22 protein-coding genes and 1 riboswitch are annotated in these 21,526 nt (G+C 69.3%); of the genes, 16 read left to right on the plus strand and 6 right to left on the minus strand.

What is annotated here, in order from left to right; genetic code table 11:
• Positions 1 to 104: 104 nt before the first annotated feature.
• Complete coding sequence (locus LY44_RS14095; protein ID WP_055209512.1) at positions 105 to 2,036, plus strand: Hint domain-containing protein; 1,932 nt, start codon at positions 105 to 107, stop codon at positions 2,034 to 2,036.
• 3 nt (positions 2,037 to 2,039) lie between these two features.
• Here LY44_RS14095 and cobS read toward each other — a convergent pair whose 3' ends face one another.
• From cobS to cobU, 3 genes are read right to left on the minus strand one after another with little or no spacing between them, the layout of a single operon-like run.
• A complete protein-coding gene (cobS, locus tag LY44_RS14100) occupies positions 2,040 to 2,807 on the minus strand; it encodes an adenosylcobinamide-GDP ribazoletransferase (RefSeq protein ID WP_055209511.1) in 768 nt (255 codons plus the stop codon).
• Positions 2,807 to 3,811 carry a nicotinate-nucleotide--dimethylbenzimidazole phosphoribosyltransferase gene (gene cobT / locus LY44_RS14105; protein ID WP_055209510.1) on the minus strand — a complete coding sequence of 335 codons (1,005 nt, stop codon included), beginning with the start codon at positions 3,809 to 3,811 and terminating at the stop codon, positions 2,807 to 2,809. The genes cobS and cobT overlap by 1 nt, the downstream gene beginning before the upstream one ends.
• Positions 3,812 to 3,813: 2 nt before the next feature.
• On the minus strand, positions 3,814 to 4,317 hold the full coding sequence (gene cobU / locus LY44_RS14110) for a bifunctional adenosylcobinamide kinase/adenosylcobinamide-phosphate guanylyltransferase (protein ID WP_055209509.1): 504 nt from the start codon (positions 4,315 to 4,317) through the stop codon (positions 3,814 to 3,816).
• Between the two features lie 72 nt (positions 4,318 to 4,389).
• Here cobU and LY44_RS14115 point away from each other — a divergent pair, with 72 nt between their 5' ends.
• The 5 genes from LY44_RS14115 to bluB are packed head-to-tail and all read left to right on the plus strand — an operon-like array spanning position 4,390 to position 8,287.
• On the plus strand, positions 4,390 to 4,977 hold the full coding sequence (locus LY44_RS14115) for a histidine phosphatase family protein (RefSeq protein WP_055209508.1): 588 nt from the start codon (positions 4,390 to 4,392) through the stop codon (positions 4,975 to 4,977).
• A complete protein-coding gene (locus LY44_RS14120; RefSeq protein WP_055209507.1) occupies positions 4,974 to 5,771 on the plus strand; it encodes a hypothetical protein in 798 nt (265 codons plus the stop codon). The genes LY44_RS14115 and LY44_RS14120 overlap by 4 nt, the downstream gene beginning before the upstream one ends.
• Positions 5,768 to 6,712 (plus strand): adenosylcobinamide-phosphate synthase CbiB, encoded by a 945-nt coding sequence (gene cbiB / locus LY44_RS14125; RefSeq protein ID WP_055209506.1) that lies wholly within the window; start codon positions 5,768 to 5,770, stop codon positions 6,710 to 6,712. Before LY44_RS14120 ends, cbiB begins: the two co-directional genes overlap by 4 nt.
• Entirely contained in the window at positions 6,712 to 7,674 is a 963-nt protein-coding gene (gene cobD / locus LY44_RS14130) for a threonine-phosphate decarboxylase CobD (RefSeq protein ID WP_055209505.1), read from the plus strand. The genes cbiB and cobD overlap by 1 nt, the downstream gene beginning before the upstream one ends.
• Positions 7,664 to 8,287, plus strand: a complete 624-nt coding sequence (bluB, locus tag LY44_RS14135) for a 5,6-dimethylbenzimidazole synthase (protein WP_055209504.1) — start codon at positions 7,664 to 7,666, stop codon at positions 8,285 to 8,287. Before cobD ends, bluB begins: the two co-directional genes overlap by 11 nt.
• On the opposite strand, the gene LY44_RS14140 is transcribed toward bluB, so the two are convergent.
• Together LY44_RS14140 and cobO are read right to left on the minus strand one after the other, a co-directional pair.
• Positions 8,284 to 9,729 carry a cobyric acid synthase gene (locus LY44_RS14140; RefSeq protein WP_055209532.1) on the minus strand — a complete coding sequence of 482 codons (1,446 nt, stop codon included), beginning with the start codon at positions 9,727 to 9,729 and terminating at the stop codon, positions 8,284 to 8,286. The two genes, bluB and LY44_RS14140, sit on opposite strands and share 4 nt — an antisense overlap.
• A 271-nt stretch (positions 9,730 to 10,000) precedes the next feature.
• Positions 10,001 to 10,639 carry a cob(I)yrinic acid a,c-diamide adenosyltransferase gene (cobO, locus tag LY44_RS14145; RefSeq protein WP_055209503.1) on the minus strand — a complete coding sequence of 213 codons (639 nt, stop codon included), beginning with the start codon at positions 10,637 to 10,639 and terminating at the stop codon, positions 10,001 to 10,003.
• A 39-nt stretch (positions 10,640 to 10,678) separates the two neighbouring features.
• A riboswitch (cobalamin riboswitch) is annotated at positions 10,679 to 10,901 on the plus strand.
• 80 nt (positions 10,902 to 10,981) lie between these two features.
• Between cobO and LY44_RS14150 the strand changes: the two genes are divergently transcribed.
• From LY44_RS14150 to cobJ, 6 genes are read left to right on the plus strand one after another with little or no spacing between them, the layout of a single operon-like run.
• Positions 10,982 to 11,359, plus strand: coding sequence for a DUF1636 family protein (locus tag LY44_RS14150; protein ID WP_055209502.1), 378 nt, complete (start codon positions 10,982 to 10,984; stop codon positions 11,357 to 11,359).
• A gap of 3 nt (positions 11,360 to 11,362) precedes the next feature.
• Positions 11,363 to 12,409, plus strand: a complete 1,047-nt coding sequence (gene cobW, locus LY44_RS14155; protein ID WP_055209501.1) for a cobalamin biosynthesis protein CobW — start codon at positions 11,363 to 11,365, stop codon at positions 12,407 to 12,409.
• Positions 12,409 to 15,666: a cobaltochelatase subunit CobN gene (cobN, locus tag LY44_RS14160; RefSeq protein WP_055209500.1), complete on the plus strand. Its 3,258-nt coding sequence runs from the start codon at positions 12,409 to 12,411 to the stop codon at positions 15,664 to 15,666. The genes cobW and cobN overlap by 1 nt, the downstream gene beginning before the upstream one ends.
• A gap of 6 nt (positions 15,667 to 15,672) precedes the next feature.
• Entirely contained in the window at positions 15,673 to 16,302 is a 630-nt protein-coding gene (locus tag LY44_RS14165) for a precorrin-8X methylmutase (RefSeq protein ID WP_055209499.1), read from the plus strand.
• Between the two features lie 2 nt (positions 16,303 to 16,304).
• A complete protein-coding gene (gene cobI / locus LY44_RS14170; protein WP_055209498.1) occupies positions 16,305 to 17,042 on the plus strand; it encodes a precorrin-2 C(20)-methyltransferase in 738 nt (245 codons plus the stop codon).
• Entirely contained in the window at positions 17,039 to 17,776 is a 738-nt protein-coding gene (gene cobJ, locus LY44_RS14175; RefSeq protein ID WP_055209497.1) for a precorrin-3B C(17)-methyltransferase, read from the plus strand. The genes cobI and cobJ overlap by 4 nt, the downstream gene beginning before the upstream one ends.
• Here the strand turns inward: cobJ and LY44_RS14180 are convergent.
• The gene (locus LY44_RS14180; protein WP_055209496.1) at positions 17,749 to 18,504 is read right to left on the minus strand and encodes a cobalt-precorrin-6A reductase; all 756 of its coding nucleotides are present in this window, start codon (positions 18,502 to 18,504) and stop codon (positions 17,749 to 17,751) included. The two genes, cobJ and LY44_RS14180, sit on opposite strands and share 28 nt — an antisense overlap.
• On the opposite strand from LY44_RS14180, the gene LY44_RS14185 reads away from it, so the two are divergent.
• The 4 genes from LY44_RS14185 to cobA are packed head-to-tail and all read left to right on the plus strand — an operon-like array spanning position 18,503 to position 21,526.
• Positions 18,503 to 19,693 (plus strand): bifunctional cobalt-precorrin-7 (C(5))-methyltransferase/cobalt-precorrin-6B (C(15))-methyltransferase, encoded by a 1,191-nt coding sequence (locus tag LY44_RS14185; RefSeq protein WP_055209495.1) that lies wholly within the window; start codon positions 18,503 to 18,505, stop codon positions 19,691 to 19,693. The two genes, LY44_RS14180 and LY44_RS14185, sit on opposite strands and share 2 nt — an antisense overlap.
• Entirely contained in the window at positions 19,690 to 20,022 is a 333-nt protein-coding gene (locus LY44_RS14190; RefSeq protein ID WP_055209531.1) for a cobalamin biosynthesis protein, read from the plus strand. Before LY44_RS14185 ends, LY44_RS14190 begins: the two co-directional genes overlap by 4 nt.
• Positions 20,019 to 20,804, plus strand: a complete 786-nt coding sequence (cobM, locus tag LY44_RS14195) for a precorrin-4 C(11)-methyltransferase (RefSeq protein ID WP_055209494.1) — start codon at positions 20,019 to 20,021, stop codon at positions 20,802 to 20,804. The genes LY44_RS14190 and cobM overlap by 4 nt, the downstream gene beginning before the upstream one ends.
• A complete protein-coding gene (cobA, locus tag LY44_RS14200) occupies positions 20,801 to 21,526 on the plus strand; it encodes a uroporphyrinogen-III C-methyltransferase (protein WP_055209493.1) in 726 nt (241 codons plus the stop codon). The genes cobM and cobA overlap by 4 nt, the downstream gene beginning before the upstream one ends.

Genomic DNA, 21,526 nt, shown 5'->3' on the forward strand with positions numbered 1-21,526 from the left:
GTTCCTGTTAACCTTGAAACGGGCCCTCCGGCAGCAGCGGGCGGGCGCGGGGGGCGAAGCCCCGCAACAACAAGGCAGGCGGAGACCTGCATACGGGCAGAGCAATGGCGACTTACAGGATCGGCGGTTACAGCGCCGCGTCGATCACTTCGGCTGGCGGATCGAGCTTCACGCTGGATCCGGGCTACGAATCGGCGACGCAGGCGGTCACCATCACCGTCACCGACAATGACGCGTATTTCAGCGGATCGGCGAGCGGCCAGCTGGACGGAAACCAGACCGCGGTGGTGACGACGGCCAGCGGCGCGGTGCTGGCCTCGGGGGCGGTGCGGCTGGGCACGGCGACCAGTTTCATCACCCCCTCGGGCACGACGGCGCGGATTTACGATGTCTATGTCGGCAATACGCTGGTCGGCTATGTCTCGACCGCGGCGCTGACGCCGGGCGTGGTGATGACCGTCACCGGCAGCGCCTCGGCGACCTCGACCGGGCAAAGCTACAGCGGCCTTGCCAGCACGAGCTATGCCTCGTCGGCGGCCTCCTCGCTGGTGGGGGGGGCGGGCGACGATTCGATCCGCGCCGGGGCGGGCAATGACACGGTCAGCGGCAATGCGGGCCACGACACGATCGATGGCGGCGCGGGCAATGATGTGCTGTCGGGCAATGACGGCAACGACCTGATCCTGGGCGGCACCGGCAATGACACGCTGGACGGCGGCGCGGGCAACGACACTTTGGCGGGCGGCGCCGGGGCGGACAGTCTGAACGGCGGCAGCGGCATGGATTATGCCGATTATTCCGCCAGTTCCGGCGCTGTGACCATCGATCTGTCGCGCTGGACGGCGGCGGGGGGCGATGCGGCGGGCGACAGTCTGACCGGCATCGACGGGCTGATCGGCTCGGCCCAGGGCGATTCCCTCGTCGGCTTCGACGATGCCGCCTACAGCGGCTCCGATGTCTATACGAACATCTTTTACGGCGGCGGCGGCAACGACACGCTGGACGGGCGCGGCGGCAACGACATCCTTTACGGCGGCGACGACAACGATCTGATCCTCGGCGGCAGCGGCGACGACACGCTGTTTGGCGATGCGGGCGATGACCGGCTTTCGGGCGGGCTTGGCGCGGATGTGCTGACCGGCGGCAGCGGCGCCGATACCTTCGTGTTTGACGCGCAAAGCGGCGCCGACCGCATCACCGATTTCGACCTTGCGCTGATCGACGGCAAGACGCGCGACCAGCTGGATGTGTCCGGGCTGCGCGACGATCAGGGCAAGCTGGTGACCTGGGACGATGCGGTGATCGGCTCGGATGCCGATGGCCATGCGGTGATCACCTTCCCCACGGTGACCGGCGGGCCGGTGATCACCCTTGTCGGGACCCCGGCCGACCAGATCAGCCGGCCGCTTTTGCATGCGATGGGGGTGCCCTGTTTCACCGCCGGCACCCTGATCGAGACGCCGCGCGGTCCGGTTCCGGTCGAGAGCCTGCGCCCGGGCGATCTGGTGCTGAGCCGCGATCACGGTGCGGTGCCGGTGCTCTGGTCCGGCGGGCGGTCGCTGACCGCGGGGGATCTGGCGGCGGAACCGGGGCTTTTGCCGGTGGCGATCCGCGAAAATGCGCTGGGGCGGCACGGGGCGCTGCTGGTCTCGCCGCAACATGCGGTGCTGGTGCTGACCGATCAGGGCGAGCGTCTGGTGCGGGCGCGGCATCTGGCCGAACTGAACGACCCGCGCTTTCGCATCGCGCGCGGCAAGCGCCGTGTCAGCTATCACCATATCCTTCTGGAACGGCACGGCATCGTCACGGCAAACGGGCTGGCCTGCGAGACGCTTTACCCCGGGCCGATGGCGCTGGCGGCGCTGGGGCCCGCGGCGCGGCTGTCGATTGCCCTTGCCCAGCCCTGGCTGGCCGGGGTGGTTCTGGGCGCGGCCGATCCGCTGGCGGTCTATGGCCCCACGGCGCGGCCTTTGGCGGCGCGGCGGGGCCTGCGTCTGCTGGCTCCGGGGGCGCTGCCCCGGCAGCGCGTCGCCTGAGCCTCAGGCGAAGGCCGCCGCCAGCACCAGCCAGCCGCCGATCTCGGCCAGCTGCTGCGCCGCGCCCAGCACGTCGCCGGTCTGCCCGCCGATCTTTGCCCGCGCGACCTGCATCAGCCCAAGCACCAGCGCGCCCTGCACCACAAGCAGCGGCACGACTGGCAGGCCCAGCCCGAAAGCGGCGCCAATCGCCACCGCGCCCCCCGCCAGCACCCGTTTCCAGGCCGCGCCCGAGGCATAACGGCCCATGCCGTCGGGCCGCGCCGCGGGCAGCGCCGCCATCAGCACCCCGCAAGCCGCCCGCGACAGGATCGCCAGCCCGATCAGCCCCGCCATCGCCAGCGCGGGCGAAGCTTCGGCGAGCGCCGCCACCCCCTGCCAGCGCAGGCCAAGCGACAGCACCAGCGCCGCGACGCCATAAGAGCCGATGCGACTGTCGCGCATGATCTCGAGCCTGCGCGCCACCTCGCGCCCGCCCCAGAAGCCGTCGGCGACATCGGCCAGACCGTCTTCATGCAGCGCGCCGGTGATGACGACCTGCAGCGTCACCGCCAGCCCCGCCGCCAAAGCGGGCGGCAGGCCAAGCGCCAGCGTGCCGAAAAGGGCAAGGGCGGAAATCGCCCCCACCACCAGCCCGGCCAGCGGATAGGCCCAGACCGATTGCGCCAGCGTCGGCACCGGATCGGCCAGACGCGGCATCGGCAGGCGGGTGAGCAAAAGCACCGCCAGATGCGCCTCGGAAAGCCGCGCCCGGATCCAGCCCCGTTCCATCAGGCGCTGATGCCCGCTTCGGCGTAAGTCACCATGCCGTTGTGGCATTCGAGCGCCGCGCGCACGACGCCAAGCGCCAGCGCCGCGCCGGTGCCTTCGCCCAGCCGCATCTCCATCTGCAACAGCGCGCGCTTGCCCATCGTGGTCAGCACCTTCTGATGCCCCGGCTCGGCCGAGGTATGGCCGACGACGCAGTGATCCAGAAGCCGCGGATCGACCTTGAACAGCGTCGAGACCGCGGCGGTCGAGATGAACCCGTCAAGGATCACCGGGATCCGCGCCGCCCGCGCGCCCAGAACCGCGCCGCACATCGCGGCGATCTCGCGCCCGCCAAGGGCCGCCAGCGTCTCCATCCCGCCAAGGCCGCCATGCAGCGCCAGACCCTTGTCGATGGCGGCGATCTTGCGCGCGATCCCGGCCGCATCCGAGCCAGTGCCCGGGCCGACGAAATCCTTGGCCGTGCCGCCGTAAATCGCCGCCGCCAGGGCCGCCGCGATGGTCGAATTGCCGATCCCCATCTCGCCGATGATCAGCGCATCGGCCGTCACATCAACCGCCGCCGCGCCCGTGTTCAGCGCCGCCACCGTCTCGGCCTCGGTCATCGCCGGGCCTTGGGTGAAATCCTGCGTCGGCCGGTCCAGATCCAGCGAGATCACCTGCAGATCCGCCCCCGCGGCGCGGCACAGCTGGTTGATCGCCGCGCCGCCCATCTCGAAATTCTTCACCATCAGATGCGTGACTTCCTGCGGGAAGACGTTCACGCCCTGCGCGCAGACACCGTGATTGCCCGCAAAGCACAAAGCCTGCGCCTTGGTGATCGTGGGCCGCGCCGTCGCCCGCCAGGCCGCCCAATGCAGCGCCAGCTCCTCGAGCCGACCAAGCGAGCCCACCGGCTTCGTCAGGCTGTTTTGCCGTTCAAGCGCCGCGGCGCGGGCGGCCTCATCCGCCATGGGCAGCCGGTCGGCCAGGGTGGAAATCTCGGCAAAGGAATGGAGCTGCAGCATACCTATTTCACCTTCATTGGCAGGCCCGCGACGGTGAAGACGACTTCGTCCGCCGCCGCAGCGACCCATTGGTTGAGATGGCCCGCATTGTCGCGGAACGCACGGGCGAGACGGTTGTCGGGCACGATGCCCAGACCCACCTCGTTGGTGACAAAAATCACGGGTGCCCTCAGTTCGGGCAGAACCGCAAGAAGCCGCTTTGCCGCAGCCTCCCAGTCGTGATTGCCAAGCATCAGGTTGGTCAGCCACAGCGTCAGGCAATCGACCAGCCGCGGCGCATCGTCGGTTTCCCGCAAAGCCGTCACAAGATCGAGAGGTTCCGCCCGCGTCACCCATTCCGGGCCGCGCCGCGCCTGATGCGCCGCGATCCGCTCGGCCATTTCGTCATCCCAGATTTCCGAGGTGGCGATGTAATGCGCGGGCTGCCCCAGCGCCAGCGTGCGGGCCTCGGCATAGGTGCTTTTGCCCGAACGGGCGCCGCCGGTGACGAGAAGGGTGAAAGCCATGAAGCGTTGCCTCTTGTTCCTTGCGGCGGAAAAAAGCAGAAACGGCGGCGGACCGAAAGGAGAAATGCGCGGATGCAGACGATTGGGCAGGCGGATGTCACGACCGAGCTTTGGCTGATCCGCCATGCGCCCGCGGTTCATGGTGGGCGGCTGGCGGGGCGGCGCGATGTGCCCTGCGATCTGCCGGGCGACGAGGTGCTGGCGGCGGTCCGCGCCGCGGTGGGAATGGCAAGCCTTGTGTGTTCGCCCGCGGCGCGCTGTCAGCAGACGGCGGCGGCGCTGTGGCCCGGGGTCGAGCCGCGGCTTGATCCGCGGCTGTGGGAGCAGGATTTCGGCGCCTGGGAAAACCGCCCGTTCGCAGAGCTTCCCGATATCGGGCTGATGCCGCTCGCCGAGGTGGCCACGCATCGCCCGCCGGGCGGCGAAAGCTACGCCGAGCAATGCGCCCGCGTCGCGCCGGTGCTGCGCGAGCTGGCGGGGCAGGGCGGGCGGGTGGCCGTGATCGCCCATGCGGGGGTCGTGCGCGCGGCGCTGTCGCTGGCGCTGGGATCGGTGCCCGCGGGGCTGGCCTTTCAGGTGGCGCCGCTTTCGGTGACGCGGCTTGTCGCGGTGCCGGGGGGGCTTTGGTCGATCGCGGGCGTGAACCGGGTCTTCGGATGAGACCCGCGCTGCACATTCCCGGCCATTTCGGCGAGTGGCTGCAGGGGCGGCTGGGCGCCGGGGGCCCGGTGGTGCTGGTGACGCTGCCTGCGCCCGCGCTGGGGCTGGATCTGTGCTACCGGCCCGGCCCGGGGCTGTCGCTGCGGGGGGCTGGGCTGACGGCTGCGCGGGCGCGGCGGTTTCTGGCGCCTTTGGGGCTTTCGCTGCGCGGGCGCATCGTGTTGCGCCCGGTGGTGGCGCCCGGTCTGGGCACCGGGGTTTCGACCGCCTCGCTGGTGGCTTTGGCGCGGCTGGCGGGCTGGAACGGTGCGCCCGAGATCCTCGCGCGGGCCTGTGTTGCGGCCGAGGGGGCCTCCGATCCGCTGATGTTCGCGGCCCCCGAGCGGCTGCTCTGGGCCTCGCGGCAGGGGCGGGCGCTTGCGGCGTTGCCCGTGCTGCCGCGCTACGAGATCCTGGGCGGATTTCAGGGCGGCCCGGCCCGGACCGAGGCCGCCGACAGTGCCTTTCCCGATGTCGCCGACCTTGTGGCGCGCTGGCAGCGGGCGCAGGGGCTTGGCGATTTTGCCGCAATCGCCACCGAAAGCGCCGTGCGCTGCAGCGCGTTGCGCGGCCCCGCGGGCGAGGTTGCGCCGCAGCTGGCCGCCGATCTGGGTGCGCTTGGCTGGCTGCGGGCGCATACCGGGGCGGCGCGCGGGTTGATCTTTGCGCCCGGCACGGTGCCCGCGGGGGCAGCGGCGGTGTTGCGCGCGGTGGGTTGGCGCGGTTTGGTGCGGATCAAGGGGGGCGGGCGATGAATTTTGCCGCGATGATGGCGGTGGCGCTGGTGATCGATCTGGCGCTTGGCTGGCCGGACGCGCTTTACAAACGCATCGGCCATCCGGTGACCTGGATCGGCGCGCTGATCGCACGGCTGGAAAAGGGCTGGAATTTCAAGGGCCGCCTGCGGCGGCTGCGCGGGGTGCTGGTCGCTTTGGCGGTGATCGGAACCACGGTGGTCATCGCGTCGGCTGTGCAGCTTTGGCTGCCTGCGGGCTGGCCGGGGGTGCTGATCGGCGGCATCCTCGTCTGGCCCTTCGTCGCGCTGCGCTCGATGCATGATCACGTTGCGGCGGTGGCAAAACCGCTGATCGCGGGCGATCTGCCCGGCGCGCGGCAGGCCGTCTCGATGATCGTCGGGCGCGATCCGAGCCAGCTGGATCAACCCGGCGTCGCCCGTGCCGCGCTCGAAAGCCTGGCCGAGAACAGCTCGGACGGGATCGTCGCGCCCTTGTTCTGGGGCTGCGTCGCGGGCCTGCCCGGCATTGCCGGCTACAAGGCGATCAACACGCTCGATTCGATGATCGGCCACCGCACGGAACGCTATGAGGCATTCGGCTGGGCCTCGGCGCGGATCGACGATCTGGTGAACCTGATCCCGGCGCGGCTGACCGGGCTGTTCTTCGTGCTCGCCGCGCCCTGCCGGGGGCGCGCGCTGGCGGTGATGCAAAGCGACGCCCGATCGCACCGCTCGCCCAATGCGGGCTGGCCTGAGGCGGCGATGGCCGGGGCGCTGGCGATCCGCCTCTCCGGGCCGCGCATCTATGCCGACCGGGTGGCCGAGGAACCGTGGCTGAACGGCACCGCCCCCGATCCGACGCCCGCAGACCTGGCCCGCGGGCTTGCGCTGTACCGTCGGGCAATGGCAGGGATGGCGCTGGCTATCGGCCTTGGGGCCCTTTTCTGGAGTGTCTTGTGATGCGCGATCATGGCGGAAACTGCGACGCGGCCAAGGCGCATTATGGCGGCGAGGACTGGATCGATCTCTCCACCGGCATCAACCGCCAGCCCTGGCCCGTGCCCGATCTGCCCGCCCATGTCTGGACCGATCTGCCGACCGCGACGGCCAAGGCGGCGCTGCTCGAGGCCGCGGCCGCGGCCTTCGGCACCCCGGCGCCCGGGGTGGCGCTGGCCGGGGCGCAGCAGGCGATCCAGCTCATTCCGCGGCTTTGGGCGCCGGGGCGGGCGCGGGTGCTGGGCCCGACCTACAACGAACATGCAGCGGCGCTGCGCGCGGCAGGCTGGCAGGTCGAGGAGGTGGCAAGCCTTGGCGCGCTGGCGGGGGCCGATCTGGCGGTGGTGGTGAACCCGAACAACCCCGATGGCCAGCGCCATCCGGCCCCGGCCCTGCGCGCGCTGTCGTTGCAGGTCGGGCGGCTGGTGGTGGATGAAAGCTTCGCCGATGCCTCGCCCGAGGCTTCGGTCACCGCAAAGGCCAGCCGCCGGATGCTGGTTCTGCGCTCGTTTGGCAAGTTCTACGGCCTGGCCGGGCTGCGGCTGGGCTTTGTCTTTGCCGATGCGGCGACGGTGGCGGCGCTCTCGGAGATGGCTGGTCCCTGGCCGGTCTCGGGCCCGGCGCTGGAGATCGGCCGCCGGGCGCTTCTCGACCGGAACTGGGCGATGGCGACGGCGCTGCGGCTGGGGGCGGAAACGATGCGGATGGATGCGCTGGCGGCGCGGGCGGGCTGGCGGCTCGTTGGCGGTACGGCGCTCTTTCGCACCTATGCCACGCCCGATGCGGCGGCGGCCCAGGACCGCCTGGCCCGCGCCCGGATCTGGTCGCGGGTCTTTCCCTATGCGGCGGACTGGCTGCGCCTCGGTCTGCCGGGCAACGAGAGTGAATGGATGCGACTGGAAAAGGCCCTGACGGATGAACTTTGAACAGACCCACCGCGACGCGCTGACCGAAGTGCTGCGCTGGCGCCGCGACGTGCGCCATTTCCGCCCCGATCCGATCGCCGAGGAGGTGATCGACCGGCTGCGCGCGGTGATGGACATGGCGCCCTCGGTCGGCAATGCGCGGCCCTGGCGGGTGATCCGGGTGGAGAGCCCGGCGATCCGCGCCGAGGTGCTGGCGAATTTCAACGCCGCGCGCGCGGCCGCGGGGCAGGGCTATGACGGCGAACAGGCCGAGGCCTATGCGAAGCTGAAACTGCAAGGCATCGATCAGGCGCCGTTGCAGCTCGCCGTCTTCACCCATCGCGATCCGACCGCGGGGCACGGGCTTGGCCGCGCCTCGATGCCGGTGACGCTGCAGCAATCGACGGCGATGGCCATTCACACGCTGTGGCTGGCCGCGCGGGCGGAAAACCTGGGTCTCGGCATGGTCTCGGTGCTCGATCCGAAAGCGGTCGAGCGGCTGCTGGACGTGCCGCCCGACTGGGACTTCGTCGCCTGGCTTTGCATCGGCACGCCCGAATTCACCGATGACACGCCGCTTCTGCACCGCGCGGGCTGGCAGGAAAACCTGCCGACCGAATGGGAACTGCGCTAACGCGCGAGCCGCAAAAGCCCGGTCACGTCGAGATGCGTCTCGAGGTGATCGGCCAGCGCGTCGAGCGCCGCCTCGACCCCCGCGGCATGGCTTTGCCCCGAGGCCGCGACGCCAAGGCCTTGCAGGAAGGCGGCGCGGAACGCATCCGCGCCAAACAGCCCGTGCAGATAGCTGCCGGTGACCCGACCATCGGCCGAGATCGCCCCCTCGGGCTGGCCGTCGACGATGGCAAAGGGCCGGGCGCGGTCGGGGCCGTCGGTGCGTCCGATGTGGATTTCATAGCCTTCGACCGCGAGCCCGGTCCCCGCATGTGTGGCCCGCGTTCGCGTCAGCCGCTTGTCGGGCGTCATCACCGTCTCGACCTCCAGCAGCCCCAGACCCGGGGTGGTGCCCGCAGGCCCCTCGATCCCCTCGGGATCGGCGACGGTCCGGCCCAGCATCTGATAGCCGCCGCAGATGCCCAGCACATGGCCGCCGCGCCGGACATGGGCCATCAGGTCCACGTCCCAGCCCTGCGCGCGCAGGAAGGCCAGATCGCCGCGGGTGGATTTCGAGCCGGGCAGGATCACCAGCCGCGCCTCGGCCGGGATCGGCTGGCCGGGCTGCACCATCACCATCCGCACCCCCGGCTCGGCGGCAAGCGGGTCGAGATCGTCGAAATTGGCAATGCGCGAGAGCGTCAGGCAGGCGATCACCGTTCCCGCAGTCGCTGGGCCCGAGGCGATGTCGAGCGCATCCTCGGCGGGCAGCCTGTGGGCCAGCGGAAACCACGGCAGCGTGCCGAAACCGCGCCAGCCGGTGCGGGCCTCGATCAGCCGGTAGCCGTCGTCGAAAAGCGTGACATCGCCGCGGAACTTGTTGATCAGAAAGCCGGAAATCATTTCGGCATCGGCGGGGTCCAAAACCGCCTGGGTGCCGATGATCTGCGCGATGACGCCGCCGCGGTCGATGTCGCCCACCAGCACGACGGGCACATCGGCGGCGCGCGCAAAACCCATGTTGGCAATGTCGCCCGCGCGCAGATTGACCTCGGCCGGGCTGCCCGCACCTTCGACGATCACCAGATCATGGGTGGATTTCAGGCGCTGGAAGCTTTCGAGCACCGCGCCCATCAGCTGCGGCTTGAGTGTCGCATAGTCCCGCGCCCGGGTGGTGGTGAGCCGACGCCCCTGCACCACGACCTGCGCGCCGACGTCACTTTCGGGCTTCAGAAGGATCGGGTTCATGTCGGTCACCGGCTCCAGCCCGCAGGCCAGCGCTTGCAGCGCCTGTGCGCGACCGATCTCGCCGCCATCGGCGGTGACGGCGGCATTGTTCGACATGTTCTGCGGCTTGAACGGCGCGACCGTCAGCCCCCGCCGCCGCGCCGCCCGGCAGAGCCCGGCGACCAGCATCGACTTGCCGACATTCGAGCCCGCGCCCTGGATCATCAAGGCTGTCATCATCCCCTCCCGGTGCGCGTGCTGAGATTGCGGGAGCCTCCGGCGGGGATATTTGGTGGCAAGATGAAAGCACATTCGCAAGAAAGTGGGCGACGCGCCTTGGGCCGCTTGCGCGGGGAAGACGCGCCGCTTTCACCTTGCACGGTCATCGGGATCCCTCCCTGTACCGTGTGCCCAGCTTGCCCGATCATTGTTACCAAATCCCTAACGCCCTGTTTCATCTTGCCACAAATATCCCGGGGGTCCGGGGGCAGCGCCCCCGGCCTTGGGCTCAGAACTCCACCCCCGGCTGGCCCTTGATGCCCGCGCGGAACGGGTGCTTCACCTGACCCATCTCGGTCACCAGATCGGCCGCCTCGATCAGCGCCTCGGCGGCATTGCGGCCGGTCAGCACCACATGCGTCCTCTCGGGCCGCTCGTCGCGCAAAAACGCCAGCACCTCCTCGACATCCAGATAGCCATAGCGCAGCGCGATGTTGATCTCGTCCAGAAGCACCATCCGGATCTCCGGATCTCGGATCAGCTCCTTCGCCTTTTCCCAGCCCGCGATGGCCGCCGCGATGTCGCGCTCGCGGTCCTGGGTTTCCCAGGTGAAGCCCTCGCCCATCGCATGGAACTGGCACAGATCGCCGAAATGCGTCGTCAGCAGCCGCCGCTCGCCGGTATCCCAGGCGCCCTTGATGAACTGCACCACCGCGCAGGGCATCTCATGCGCGATGCAGCGCAGAATCATCCCGAACCCGGCCGAGCTCTTCCCCTTGCCCGAGCCGGTATGGACGATGATCAGCCCCTTTTCGCCGGATTTTTGCGCCATGATCTTGTCGCGGGCGGCTTTCTTCTTCGCCATCTTCACCGCATGGCGGGCCAGTTCGTCCGGTCCGGTCTCGGGGCTGTCGTTTTCGGGCGTCATCGGGGCGGTCCTCGCGCTTGACAATAGATCGCGTCTTGGCCACTCAGGGCGGGCGCTGGTTTCTGTCCTATGACAGGCGAAGAGGGAATGTGAAGGGAATTGCGACGGCTTTGCCGCGAAACCCGACCGCAGCCGCCCCCGCGACCGTGACCGGAGAGGGCGCCCCGAGGCCACTGGCAACAGCCGGGAAGGCGGGGCGACCGTGAGGGGAGACCCCCTCGCATCCGCAAGCCGGGAGACCTGCCAGCGCATGGATTTCGGGCGGACGGGGTGTTCCGCGACCGGGGGCAGGGCGCATGCGCTCTCACTCTGGCCGTTCCCCCAAACCCATCAGGAGGGGCGATGGCCACCACGCTGCATGTCTGCACCACCTGTCGCGGCACCGCTGCGGCGCCGCTGGCCGAGGCGGCCGCGCCCCGTCCGGGCGAGCTTCTGGCCCATGCGCTGGCCGCGCTGCCCGTGCCCGAGGGGGTGACGGTGGTGCCGGTCGAATGCCTTTCCGCCTGCACCCAGGGCTGCGCCATCGCGCTTTCGGGCCCCGGCAAATGGTCCTATGTCTTCGGCCGTCTCGACGCGCAGGACGCCGCGACGATCCTGACCGGTGCCGCCCAGTTCGAGGCCGCCGAGAAGGGTCTCATCCCCTGGCGCGAGCGCCCCGACATCTTTCGCAAGCAATGTCTTGCCCGTATTCCCCCGCAAATCGTCCCGTCTCAGGAGTGAGCCATGTCCGATCTGACCAAAATCCCCGTCACCGTGATCACCGGCTTTCTGGGCGCGGGGAAAACCACGCTCATCCGCCATCTGATGGCGAACCCCGAGGGCCGCAAGCTCGCCGTTCTGGTCAATGAATTCGGCACCGTCGGCGTCGATGGCGAGATCCTGCGCCAATGCGCCGATGAAAACTGCCCCGATGAAAACATCGTCGAGCTGGCCAATGGCTGCATCTGCTGCACCGTCGCCGATGAATTCGTGCCCACGATCGAGGCGCTTCTGGCCCGGCCCGTCCGCCCCGATCACATCCTGATCGAGACCTCGGGGCTCGCCTTGCCGAAACCGCTTTTGAAGGCCTTCGACTGGCCCGCGATCCGCTCGAAGATCACCGTGGATGGCGTCATCGCCGTGGCCGATGCCGAGGCCGTCGCCGCCGGTCGTTTCGCCCCCGATGTCGCCGCCGTCGATGCGCAGCGTCTGGCCGATGCGAGCATCGATCACGAAACGCCGCTTTCCGAGGTCTTCGAGGATCAGATCGCCTGCGCCGATATCGTGCTTTTGTCGAAAGCCGATCTGGCGGGCGAGGCGGGTCTTGCCACCGCCCGCGCGCTGATCGAGGCGGAACTGCCGCGCAAACTGCCGATCCTGCCGCTGACCGAGGGGGTGATCGACCCCAAGGTGATCCTTGGCCTTGGCGCCGCCGCCGAGGATGATCTGGCCGCGCGGCCCAGCCATCACGACGATCACGGCGAGCATGAGCATGACGATTTCGACACGGTGGTGATCGAGCTGCCCGAAATCTCCGATCCGGCGGCACTGGTGGCCGCGATCGAACGTCTGGCGCGCGAGCAGAACATCCTGCGCGTCAAGGGGCACATCGCGGTTGCGGGCAAGCCGATGCGGCTTTTGGTGCAGGCCGTGGGCGAGCGGGTGCGGCATCAATACGACCGGCCCTGGGGCGCCGAGACCCGGCGCTCGGCGCTCGTCGTGATCGCCGAGCATGACGATGTCGACGAGGCCGCGATCCGCGCCGTGCTGCTGGGCGGGGTCGCCGCCTGATGCATGTCGTCTTCCGCGAAAGCCACGGGCTCGAGGAAACCGCGGTGCCGACCGATCTGGGTCAGCGCCCGGCGGATCTTGTGGTGCTGTCGCTCTCTGACAGCGATCTGGGGGCTTTCGCGGCGGGCTGGAAACGGGCGGGGGGCGGGCTGCCAAGCCTGCGCCTGGCCAATCTGGTGGCGCTGAAACACCCGATTTCGGTCGATACCTATGTCGAAAACACGCTGTCGGGCGCCAAGGGCATCCTGATCCGGCTGATCGGCGGCGAGGCTTACTGGCCCTATGGTCTGGCCTCGGTGCAGGATTTGTGCCGCCGCAAGGGGATTGCGCTGGCCGTGCTGCCCGCGGATGGCCGCCCCGATGATCGGCTGGATGCGCTCTCGACCCTGCCGGTTTCGACGCTGCGCAGGCTCAAGGAACTCTGCGATGCGGGGGGCGCGGTGGCGGCACAGGCGGCGCTGGCGCAGCTCGCCCTTGCCTCGGGCCTTTACGCGCCCCCGGTGCCGGGCGACAAGCGCCTGCCCGACTGGGGCTTTTACGATCCGGCCGCGGGCGTGATCGCCGCGCCCGAGGGCGAGGGCCCCCTGGCGCTGGTCAGCTTTTACCGCTCTTATCTGACCGCCGCCGATACCGCGCCGATCGATGCGCTGATCCATGGCCTGCGCGCGCGCGGTTTCGCGGCTTGCGGCCTCTTTGCGCCCTCGCTCAAATCCGAGGGTCTGGGCGATGCGCTGCAGGCGCGACTTGACGGCCGCGCCCCCGCGCTTGTCGTCAACGCGACCGCCTTTTCGGCGCAAGGCGCGGATGGCACGACGCCCTTTGACCGCTATGATGTGCCGGTCTTTCAGGTCGCGCTGTCGACCGCCCGCAAGCGCGATTGGGCCTTGGCCGACCGCGGCCTCTCGCCCGCCGATCTGGCCATGCATGTCGTGCTGCCCGAGGTCGATGGCCGTCTTTTTGCCGGTGTCGTCTCCTTCAAGGCGCCCGAGCCGCGCGACCCCGATCTGGAATATTCCCGCTTCGCCCATCGCGCCGATCCGGCGCGGGTGGAGGCCGCGCTCGATCGCATCACCCTTTGGCACCGGCTGGCCGAAACCCCCACTGCTGCGCGCAAGCTGGCGGTGGTGCTTTCGACCTATCCCGGCCGGGCCTGGCAGATGGCCCATGCGGTGGGGCTGGATGCGCTCGCCTCGACCGAGGCGCTTTTGTCCCAACTCGCCGCCGAGGGCTATGCCATCGCCCCCGGTGCCGCGCTTGAGACCTTGGCGACCGAGCGGCTTTCTTGGGCGCTTTCGGACTATCTGGCCGCCCTTGACACCCTGTCCGACAAGCTGCGCGCCGATCTGACCGCGGCCTGGGGGGCGCCCGAGGCCGATCCCGCCTGCGCCAACGGCGCCTTTCATTTCGCCGCCCTGCGCCGCGGCGCCGCGCTGATCGCGCTGCAACCCGAGCGGGGCGATGTGCAAACCCGCGACGGCGAGTATCACGACCTTTCCCGCGTGCCGCGGCATGGCTATGTCGCCTTTTACCTCTGGCTGCGGGCGCAGGGCATCGACGCCTTGGTGCATATGGGCGCGCATGGCACGCTCGAATGGCTGCCGGGCAAGGCCGTTGCGCTGTCGGACAGCTGCTGGCCCGAGGCGCTTTGCCCGCTGCCCGTCATTTATCCCTTCATCGTCAATGACCCGGGCGAGGCGGCGCAGGCGAAACGCCGCCTCTCCGCCGTGACTTTGGGCCATCTGCCGCCGCCCTTGTCCACCGCCGCCGTGCCCGAGGGGATGGCGCGGCTCGAACGGCTTTTGGACGAATATTCCACCGCCGACGGGCTTGACCCGGCCCGGCGCGACCGGCTGATCTCTGACATCCGCGACGAGGCCCGCGCCAGCGGCGTCGAGGACGATCTGGGCATTCCCGCCACCGCCTCGGCCGCGGAAGCGATCACCCGCATCGACCGTTTTGTCTGTGATATCAAGGAGAGCCTGTTTGGTGACGGGCTGCATGTGCTGGGGCAGGGCGCTTGCGGGGCCGAAGAACAGGCGGGGCTGTCGGCGGCTTTGGCGGGCAGACGCGTGCCCCCCGGCCCCTCAGGCAGCCCGGCGCGCGGGCGCGCGGACGTGCTGCCGACGGGGCGCAACCTTTTTTCCGTCGATCCCCGGGCGGTGCCCAGCCGTGCCGCTTACGCGCAGGGGGTGAAACTGGCCGAGGAGCTGCTTCGCAAGCACTTGCAGGATCATGGCGACTGGCCGAAGGGGCTGGTCGTCGATCTTTGGGGCTCGGCGACGATGCGCACGGCGGGCGAAGAATTCGCCATGGCGCTGCATCTGGCCGGGCTGAAACCGGTCTGGGACGAGGGCGCGGCCCGGGTCTCGGGCGTCGAGGTGATCCCGCTCGCCCTTCTGGGCCGCCCGCGCATCGACGTGACCCTGCGTGTCTCGGGGCTCTTCCGCGATATCTTTCCGGGCCTTGCGCAGCTGTTCGAAACCGGCGCCGAGGCGCTGGCGACGCGCGAGGAAACGCCCGAGGACAACCCCTACCTTGCCGCCGCCCCGCGCGTTTTCGGGCCGCGCCCCGGCCAATACGGGCTGAACATGGGCGCGGCACTGGACGCCTTTACCCCCGAAGCGCGGGCAAGGGCGGGCGAGGCCTGGCTTGCGGCCTCCTCCTACACGATTGACAAGAAAGGCGAAATCCGCTCCGACCGGGCCGGTCTTGAAGCCCGCCTTTTGGGCGCCGACAGTTTCGTGCATGCGCAGGATCTGCCCGAAAGCGATATCCTGCTTGCCTCCGACTATGCCGCGCATGAGGCCGGTTTTGCCGCCGCCCTTGCCCGGCTGGGCGCCGAGGCGCCGGCGCTTTACCATCTGGACGCCACCGACCCGAACCGGCCGCGCGCCCGCTCGCTGCCCGAGGAAATCGCCCGCGTGGTGCGGGCGCGCGCCGCGAACCCGGCCTGGGCCGATGGCATGATGCGGCACGGCTTCCGCGGTGGCGCCGAGATTGCCGCGACGCTCGACCACATGGCGGCTTTCGCGCATCTGGCCCAGGTCGTGCCCGCGCATCTTTTTGACCTTTACCACGAGGCGACGCTGGGCCGCGACGAGGTTCGCGATTTTCTGGCCCGCGAAAACCCCGAGGCGCTGGCGGCGATGCGCGATCTGTTCCAACGCCTGGCCGAGGCGGGCCTCTGGCTGACGCGGCGCAATTCGATTGCGGCAAGCCTCGAGGAAAGGCTAGAAGCGCGCCAACCCGAAGGATGACCCCCGATGCCCCATGAGTATGAAAAGGACGGCGCGAAGATCTACGTGCAATCTTTCGCCACGATCCGCGCCGAGGCCGATCTGGCCCGCTTCACCCCGGAAGAAGAGGTGGTGGTGGTCCGCATGATCCATGCCGCCGGGATGGTGGGGCTGGAAAACCACGTCCGGTTCGCGCCCGGCATGGCGATTGCCGCCCGCGCGGCCTTGGAGGCGGGGGCGCCGATCCTCTGCGATGCGCGGATGGTCTCCGAAGGCATCACCCGCGCCCGTCTCCCCGCGGGCAACGAGGTGATCTGCACGCTGAACGACCCCCGTGTGCCGGGGATGGCGCAGGAGATGGAGAACACCCGCTCGGCCGCGGCCTTGGAGCTGTGGCGGCCGAAGCTTGCGGGCGCGGTGGTGGCGATCGGCAATGCGCCGACGGCCTTGTTCCATCTTTTGAACATGCTCGAAGACCCGACCTGCCCGCGTCCGGCGGCGATCATCGGCTGTCCGGTGGGCTTCATCGGCGCCGCGGAATCAAAAGCCGCGCTGGCGCTGGCGAACCCGGTGCCCTGGGTCATCGTCGAGGGGCGGCTGGGCGGCTCGGCGATCACGGTCGCGGCGGTGAACGCGCTCGCCTGCCGGAAGGAATAGAGATGGGACGCATCCTTTGCGCGGGGCTTGGGCCGGGCGACCCCGATCTGATTTCGGTGCGATCCGACCGCGCCATTCGTGCCGCCACCGATATCGCGCATTTCCGCAAGGCCGGGCGGGCCGGTCAGGCGCGGCGGATCGTCGAGGGGATGCTGCGCCCCGATGTCGTCGAACATGCGATGGAATATCCGGTCACGACCGAATTGCCGTTCGACAGTCCCGAATATATCGAAGCTTTGGCACGGTTTTATGACGACTGGGCGTCGCGGCTTTCGGAACTTTCGAAAACCCGCGATGTGGTGGTGCTCTGCGAAGGTGATCCCTTCCTTTATGGCTCGTTCATGCATCTTTACACCCGCCTGCAGGGCCGCGCCGAGGTCGAGGTGATCCCCGGCATTCCCGGCATGGTCGGCTGCTGGTGGGCGACGGGCACGCCGATCACCTGGGGCGACGATGTGCTCACCGTGATGGCGGGCACGCTTCCCGAGGCGGATCTGGTCGCGCATATGGAACGGTCGGACGCGATCGTGGTGATGAAGACCGGGCGCAATCTGCCGAAAATCAAGCGCGCGCTTGCGGTTACGGGGCGGCTTGACGCGGCCTGGCTGGTCGAGCGCGGCACGATGCCGAGCCAGCGCATCGCGCGGCTGGTCGATGTGGCCGAGGAAGATTGCCCCTATTTCGCCATCGTGCTGGTGCACGGGCAGGGGCGGCGGCCGGAACTGGGGGACGAGGCATGAGCGGTTGGGTCACGGTTGCCGGGCTTGGGCCCGGGCGCGAGGATCTGGTGACGCCCGAGGTCACCGCGGCGCTGGCCGAAGCGACCGATATCGTCGGCTACATCCCCTACGTCGCCCGCATCGCCCCGCGCGAAGGCCTGGTGCTGCATCCGACCGACAACCGGGTCGAACTGGATCGCGCCACCCATGCCCTTGAAATGGCGGCAGAAGGTCGGCGCGTGGTGGTGGTGTCTTCGGGCGATCCGGGGGTCTTTGCCATGGCTTCGGCTGTGTTCGAGGCGCTGGAAGCCCATCCCGAATACGCCGGAACCGAGATCCGCATCCTGCCCGGCATCACCGCGATGCTGGCGGCAGCAGCAGCGGCCGGGGCGCCCTTGGGGCACGACTTCTGCGCCATCAATCTTTCGGATAATCTCAAACCTTTCGAAATTCTCGAAAAGCGGCTGCGGCACGCGGCGCGCGGCGATTTCGCGATGGCCTTTTACAATCCGCGTTCGAAATCGCGTCCGCATCAATTCGCCCGCGTGCTGGAGATCCTGCGCGAGGAATGCGAGCCCGGGCGCCTGATCCTGTTCGCCCGCGCTGTGACGACGCCCGAACAGGCGATCACCGTGGTCGAATTGCGCGACGCGACGCCCGAGATGGCCGACATGCGGACCGTGGTTCTGGTCGGCAATGCCAGCACCCGCCGCGTCGGGCCCTGGGTCTATACGCCGCGTGGCGTCGCGCCGTGATCGGCAAGCCAGCCCATCACCCCCTCGAGCGTGGCGCGGATCGCGCGCGCGGGGACGGCGGGCCGGTCGATCAGAATGACCGGCAGACCAAGGCTGCGGGCGGCCACAAGCTTCGCCTCGGCCCCCGCGCCCCCGGCGTTCTTGGCGACGACATGGGTGATGGTCTCGCTGCGCAGCAAGTCCGTATCCCCTTGCGCGTCAAAGGGGCCGCGGGCGATCACCGCCGTCGCATCGGGCAGGGGCAGCGGTGCTTCGGGCGGATCGACCAGCCGCAGCAAATAGTGATGCTGCGGTGCAGCGGAAAACGCGTCCAGATGCTGTTTGCCAATGGCAAGGAACACCCGCGCGGGCGTCTGCGGCAGCGCAGCGACGGCCCCGGCCAGATCGGGCACATGGGTCCAGCGATCGCCCGGCTGCGCGGCCCAGGGCGCGCGCTCGAAAGCACAAAGCGCCACGCCGGTTTGCGCACAGGCGGCGACCGCGTTCGCGCTCATCTGCGCGGCAAAGGGATGGGTGGCGTCGATCACATGGGTCACGCCCTCGCGCGTCAGATAGTCCACCAGCCCCGCGACGCCGCCAAAGCCGCCGATGCGGGTGGGCAGCGGCTGGGCAACCGGCGCATCGGTCCGGCCCGCATAGGAAAAGACCGCATCAAAGCCTTGATCGGCAAGGGTTTTGGCAAGGCGGCTGGCTTCGGTGGTGCCGCCAAGCACAAGGAGGCGTGTCATGTCTGATCCGTGGTTGAGCATCGTGGGTCTGGGCGAAGATGGCCTTGAAGGCCTGTCCTTGGCAAGTCGTCAGGCGCTGGAAAAGGCCGAGGTGATCTTTGGCGGGCCGCGGCATCTGGAGCTTGTGGCGGCGGGCAGCCGCGGCCGGGCCTGGCCCGTGCCCTTTGATATTGCTCCGGTTCTGGCCTGTTGCGGGCGGGCGACGGTGGTTCTGGCCTCGGGCGATCCGTTCTGGTTCGGGGCGGGCTCGATGCTGGCGGAACGTTTGACGCCCGGCGAGTGGCGGGCGTTTCCGATGCCCGGGGTGGTGTCGCATCTCTGCGCGCGGCTGGGCTGGCGGGCCGAGGAAACGCAGGCGCTTGGCCTGCATGCCGCGCCCTTTGGCCGGTTGCTGCCGGTGCTCGCGCGGGGCGTTCGGGCCATCGTCACGCTGCGCGACGGGGCCGCCGTGGGCGATCTGGCGGGCTGGCTGGTCGAAAACAGGCTTGGCGCGGTGCGGATGGTCGTGGCCGAGCGGCTGGGCGGACCAGCCGAAATGCTGCGCAGCATTGCCGCGCAAGACTATGATTTGACGAATGTTTCCGCGCCGGTCACGGTGGCGCTGGATGGTGCGGATCTCGCCCCCGGCGCGGGGCTTTCGCAGGTGCCGGGGCGGGCGGAAAATGCCTTTGCCCATGACGGGCAGATCACCAAATCGCCGATGCGGGCGCTGACGCTGGCGGCACTCGCCCCGCGCCGCGGCGAATTGTTGTGGGACATCGGCGGCGGCTCGGGCTCGGTCTCGGTCGAATGGTGTCTGGCGGGCGGACGCGCGATCACGATCGAGCCGCGCCCCGACCGGATCGAGAATATTCAAAAGAATATCTACACTTACGGGCTTTCCCCGCGGATGCGGGCGGTGCAGGGCACGGCCCCCGCGGCGCTGGCGGATCTGCCCCTGCCCGAGGCGGTGTTCATCGGTGGCGGCGGCTCGCAGGCGCTTTTCGACCGGCTGTGGGAGCGGCTTGTCCCCGGCACGCGGATCGTGGCGAATGCGGTGACGCTTGAATCCGAAGCGCTGCTTGCTGACCTGCACGCCCGCCATGGCGGCCAGCTTTTGCGCATCGACATTGCCGAGGCGCAGCCGCTGGGCCGGATGCGCGGCTGGTCGCCCAGCCGTCCGCAGCTGCAATGGAGCGGGCAAAGATGAGGGTGGCGGGCGTCGGTTTTCGACCGGGAACCGGGTCAAAACCGCTGCGCCACGCCGTCGCGTCGCTGGGCAGGCTGGATGCTCTTGCCACGGCGCGCGAAAAAGCCGAAGAGCTTGCCGCCGCTCTGCCCGACTATCGGGTGATCGGCGTCACGGTGGCGGGGGTTGAAACGCCTTCGCAATCGGAGCGGGTCCGGGCGCTGAAAGGCACCGGATCGGTGGCAGAGGCGGCGGCGCTGGTCGCGGCGGGCAAGGGGGCGCGGCTGGTGCTGCCCCGACAGGTGATCGGCGGGGTGGTTCTTGCCGTGGCGGAGGGAGAGGACGAATGACGGTGCATTTCATCGGCGCGGGGCCGGGGGCGGCGGATCTGATCACGATCCGCGGCCGCGATCTGATCGCGTCGTGTCCGGTCTGCCTTTACGCCGGATCGCTGGTGCCCGAGGCGCTGCTGAGCCATTGCCCGCCGGGTGCCAGGATCGTCAACACCGCGCCGATGAGCCTCGATGCGATCATCGACACGATCGCCGAAGCCCATGGTGCGGGCCACGATGTCGCCCGGCTGCATTCGGGGGATCTGTCGATCTGGTCGGCGATGGGCGAGCAGTTGCGCCGCCTGCGCGCCTTGAACATTCCTTATGACGTGACGCCCGGTGTGCCCTCGTTCGCTGCCGCCGCCGCGACTTTGGGGGCCGAATTGACGCTTCCGGGCGTGGCGCAATCGGTCATTCTGACCCGCACCTCGGGGCGGGCCTCGGCGATGCCCGAAGGCGAGACGCTGGAGAATTTCGCCCGCACCGGGGCGGTTCTGGCCATTCACCTCTCGGTCCATGTGCTTGACGATGTTGTGCAAAAGCTGGTGCCGCATTATGGCGCCGATTGCCCGGTCGCTATCGTCTGGCGCGCAAGCTGGCCCGATCAGCGGGTGGTGCGCGCGACGCTTTCGACGCTGCAGACCAGCCTTGGCGCCGAGATGGAGCGCACGGCGCTGATCCTTGTCGGCCGCTCGCTCGCCACCGAGGATTTCGACGAAAGCCGTCTTTACGCGGGCGATTACGACCGCCGCTACCGCCCCTTGGGCACCCATCCGCGCTTTCCGGAGGGCACCGAATGAGCGGTTTCGTTTCCTTCGTCTCCTCGGGCCCGGGCGATCCCGAGCTCTTGACGCTGAAGGCCGCCGACCGGCTGGCCAAGGCCGATGTGGTGCTGTTTGACGATCTTTCCGCCGGGCCGATCCTGGGCCATGCGCGGCCGGGGGCAGAGCTGATTGCGGTGGGCAAGCGGGCCGGGCGGCCCTCGCCGAAACAGGATCATGTGAACCGGCTTCTGGTCGATCACGCGCTGACCGGGCTGCGGGTGGTGCGGCTGAAATCGGGGGATTCGGGGCTTTTCGGTCGGCTTGAGGAAGAGCTGGACGCGCTGACCGGCGCGGGCATTCCTTATGAGATCATCCCCGGCGTGCCCTCGGCCTGTGCCGCCGCCGCCGCGGCCGGGCTGCCGCTGACCCGCCGTCTGACCGCGCGCCGCGTGCAATTCGTCACCGGCGCCGATGTGACGGGCGATCTGCCCGAGGGGCTGAACTGGGCGGCGCTGGCCGACACCGGCGCGACGACCGTCGTCTTCATGGGCAAGCGCACCTTCCCGAAACTGGCCGCCGATCTGATCGCGCATGGGCTGGCCCCCGACACGCCCGCGCTGCTGGCGGAAGCCGTGGGCCACCCCGAGCAAAGCGTGACCCGCTCGACCGTCGCGGATCTTGCCGCAAGCCTTGCCGCGGAACGCTCGGACCGGCCCGCGCTCATTCTTTACGGCCCGCTTTACGCTCCGGAGGCCTGA

The organism is Rhodobacter capsulatus (assembly GCF_003254295.1).
In the GTDB taxonomy this organism is placed as follows: Bacteria; Pseudomonadota; Alphaproteobacteria; order Rhodobacterales; family Rhodobacteraceae; genus Rhodobacter; species Rhodobacter capsulatus.

Bases quoted from the DNA above. Each gene is read 5' to 3' on its own strand.
- LY44_RS14180 (WP_055209496.1), bottom strand. From the start codon at position 18,504: ATGACACGCCTCCTTGTGCTTGGCGGCACCACCGAAGCCAGCCGCCTT.
- cobS (WP_055209511.1), bottom strand. From the start codon at position 2,807: ATGGAACGGGGCTGGATCCGGGCGCGGCTTTCCGAGGCGCATCTGGCG.
- LY44_RS14115 (WP_055209508.1), top strand. From the start codon at position 4,390: ATGCAGACGATTGGGCAGGCGGATGTCACGACCGAGCTTTGGCTGATC.
- cobI (WP_055209498.1), top strand. From the start codon at position 16,305: ATGGGACGCATCCTTTGCGCGGGGCTTGGGCCGGGCGACCCCGATCTG.
- cobU (WP_055209509.1), bottom strand. From the start codon at position 4,317: ATGGCTTTCACCCTTCTCGTCACCGGCGGCGCCCGTTCGGGCAAAAGC.
- cobJ (WP_055209497.1), top strand. From the start codon at position 17,039: ATGAGCGGTTGGGTCACGGTTGCCGGGCTTGGGCCCGGGCGCGAGGAT.
- LY44_RS14120 (WP_055209507.1), top strand. From the start codon at position 4,974: ATGAGACCCGCGCTGCACATTCCCGGCCATTTCGGCGAGTGGCTGCAG.
- cobO (WP_055209503.1), bottom strand. From the start codon at position 10,639: ATGACGCCCGAAAACGACAGCCCCGAGACCGGACCGGACGAACTGGCC.
- LY44_RS14185 (WP_055209495.1), top strand. From the start codon at position 18,503: ATGTCTGATCCGTGGTTGAGCATCGTGGGTCTGGGCGAAGATGGCCTT.
- cbiB (WP_055209506.1), top strand. From the start codon at position 5,768: ATGAATTTTGCCGCGATGATGGCGGTGGCGCTGGTGATCGATCTGGCG.
- bluB (WP_055209504.1), top strand. From the start codon at position 7,664: ATGAACTTTGAACAGACCCACCGCGACGCGCTGACCGAAGTGCTGCGC.
- LY44_RS14140 (WP_055209532.1), bottom strand. From the start codon at position 9,729: ATGACAGCCTTGATGATCCAGGGCGCGGGCTCGAATGTCGGCAAGTCG.
- cobD (WP_055209505.1), top strand. From the start codon at position 6,712: ATGCGCGATCATGGCGGAAACTGCGACGCGGCCAAGGCGCATTATGGC.
- cobN (WP_055209500.1), top strand. From the start codon at position 12,409: ATGCATGTCGTCTTCCGCGAAAGCCACGGGCTCGAGGAAACCGCGGTG.
- LY44_RS14165 (WP_055209499.1), top strand. From the start codon at position 15,673: ATGCCCCATGAGTATGAAAAGGACGGCGCGAAGATCTACGTGCAATCT.
- LY44_RS14150 (WP_055209502.1), top strand. From the start codon at position 10,982: ATGGCCACCACGCTGCATGTCTGCACCACCTGTCGCGGCACCGCTGCG.
- cobT (WP_055209510.1), bottom strand. From the start codon at position 3,811: ATGCTGCAGCTCCATTCCTTTGCCGAGATTTCCACCCTGGCCGACCGG.
- cobA (WP_055209493.1), top strand. From the start codon at position 20,801: ATGAGCGGTTTCGTTTCCTTCGTCTCCTCGGGCCCGGGCGATCCCGAG.
- LY44_RS14095 (WP_055209512.1), top strand. From the start codon at position 105: ATGGCGACTTACAGGATCGGCGGTTACAGCGCCGCGTCGATCACTTCG.
- cobW (WP_055209501.1), top strand. From the start codon at position 11,363: ATGTCCGATCTGACCAAAATCCCCGTCACCGTGATCACCGGCTTTCTG.
- LY44_RS14190 (WP_055209531.1), top strand. From the start codon at position 19,690: ATGAGGGTGGCGGGCGTCGGTTTTCGACCGGGAACCGGGTCAAAACCG.
- cobM (WP_055209494.1), top strand. From the start codon at position 20,019: ATGACGGTGCATTTCATCGGCGCGGGGCCGGGGGCGGCGGATCTGATC.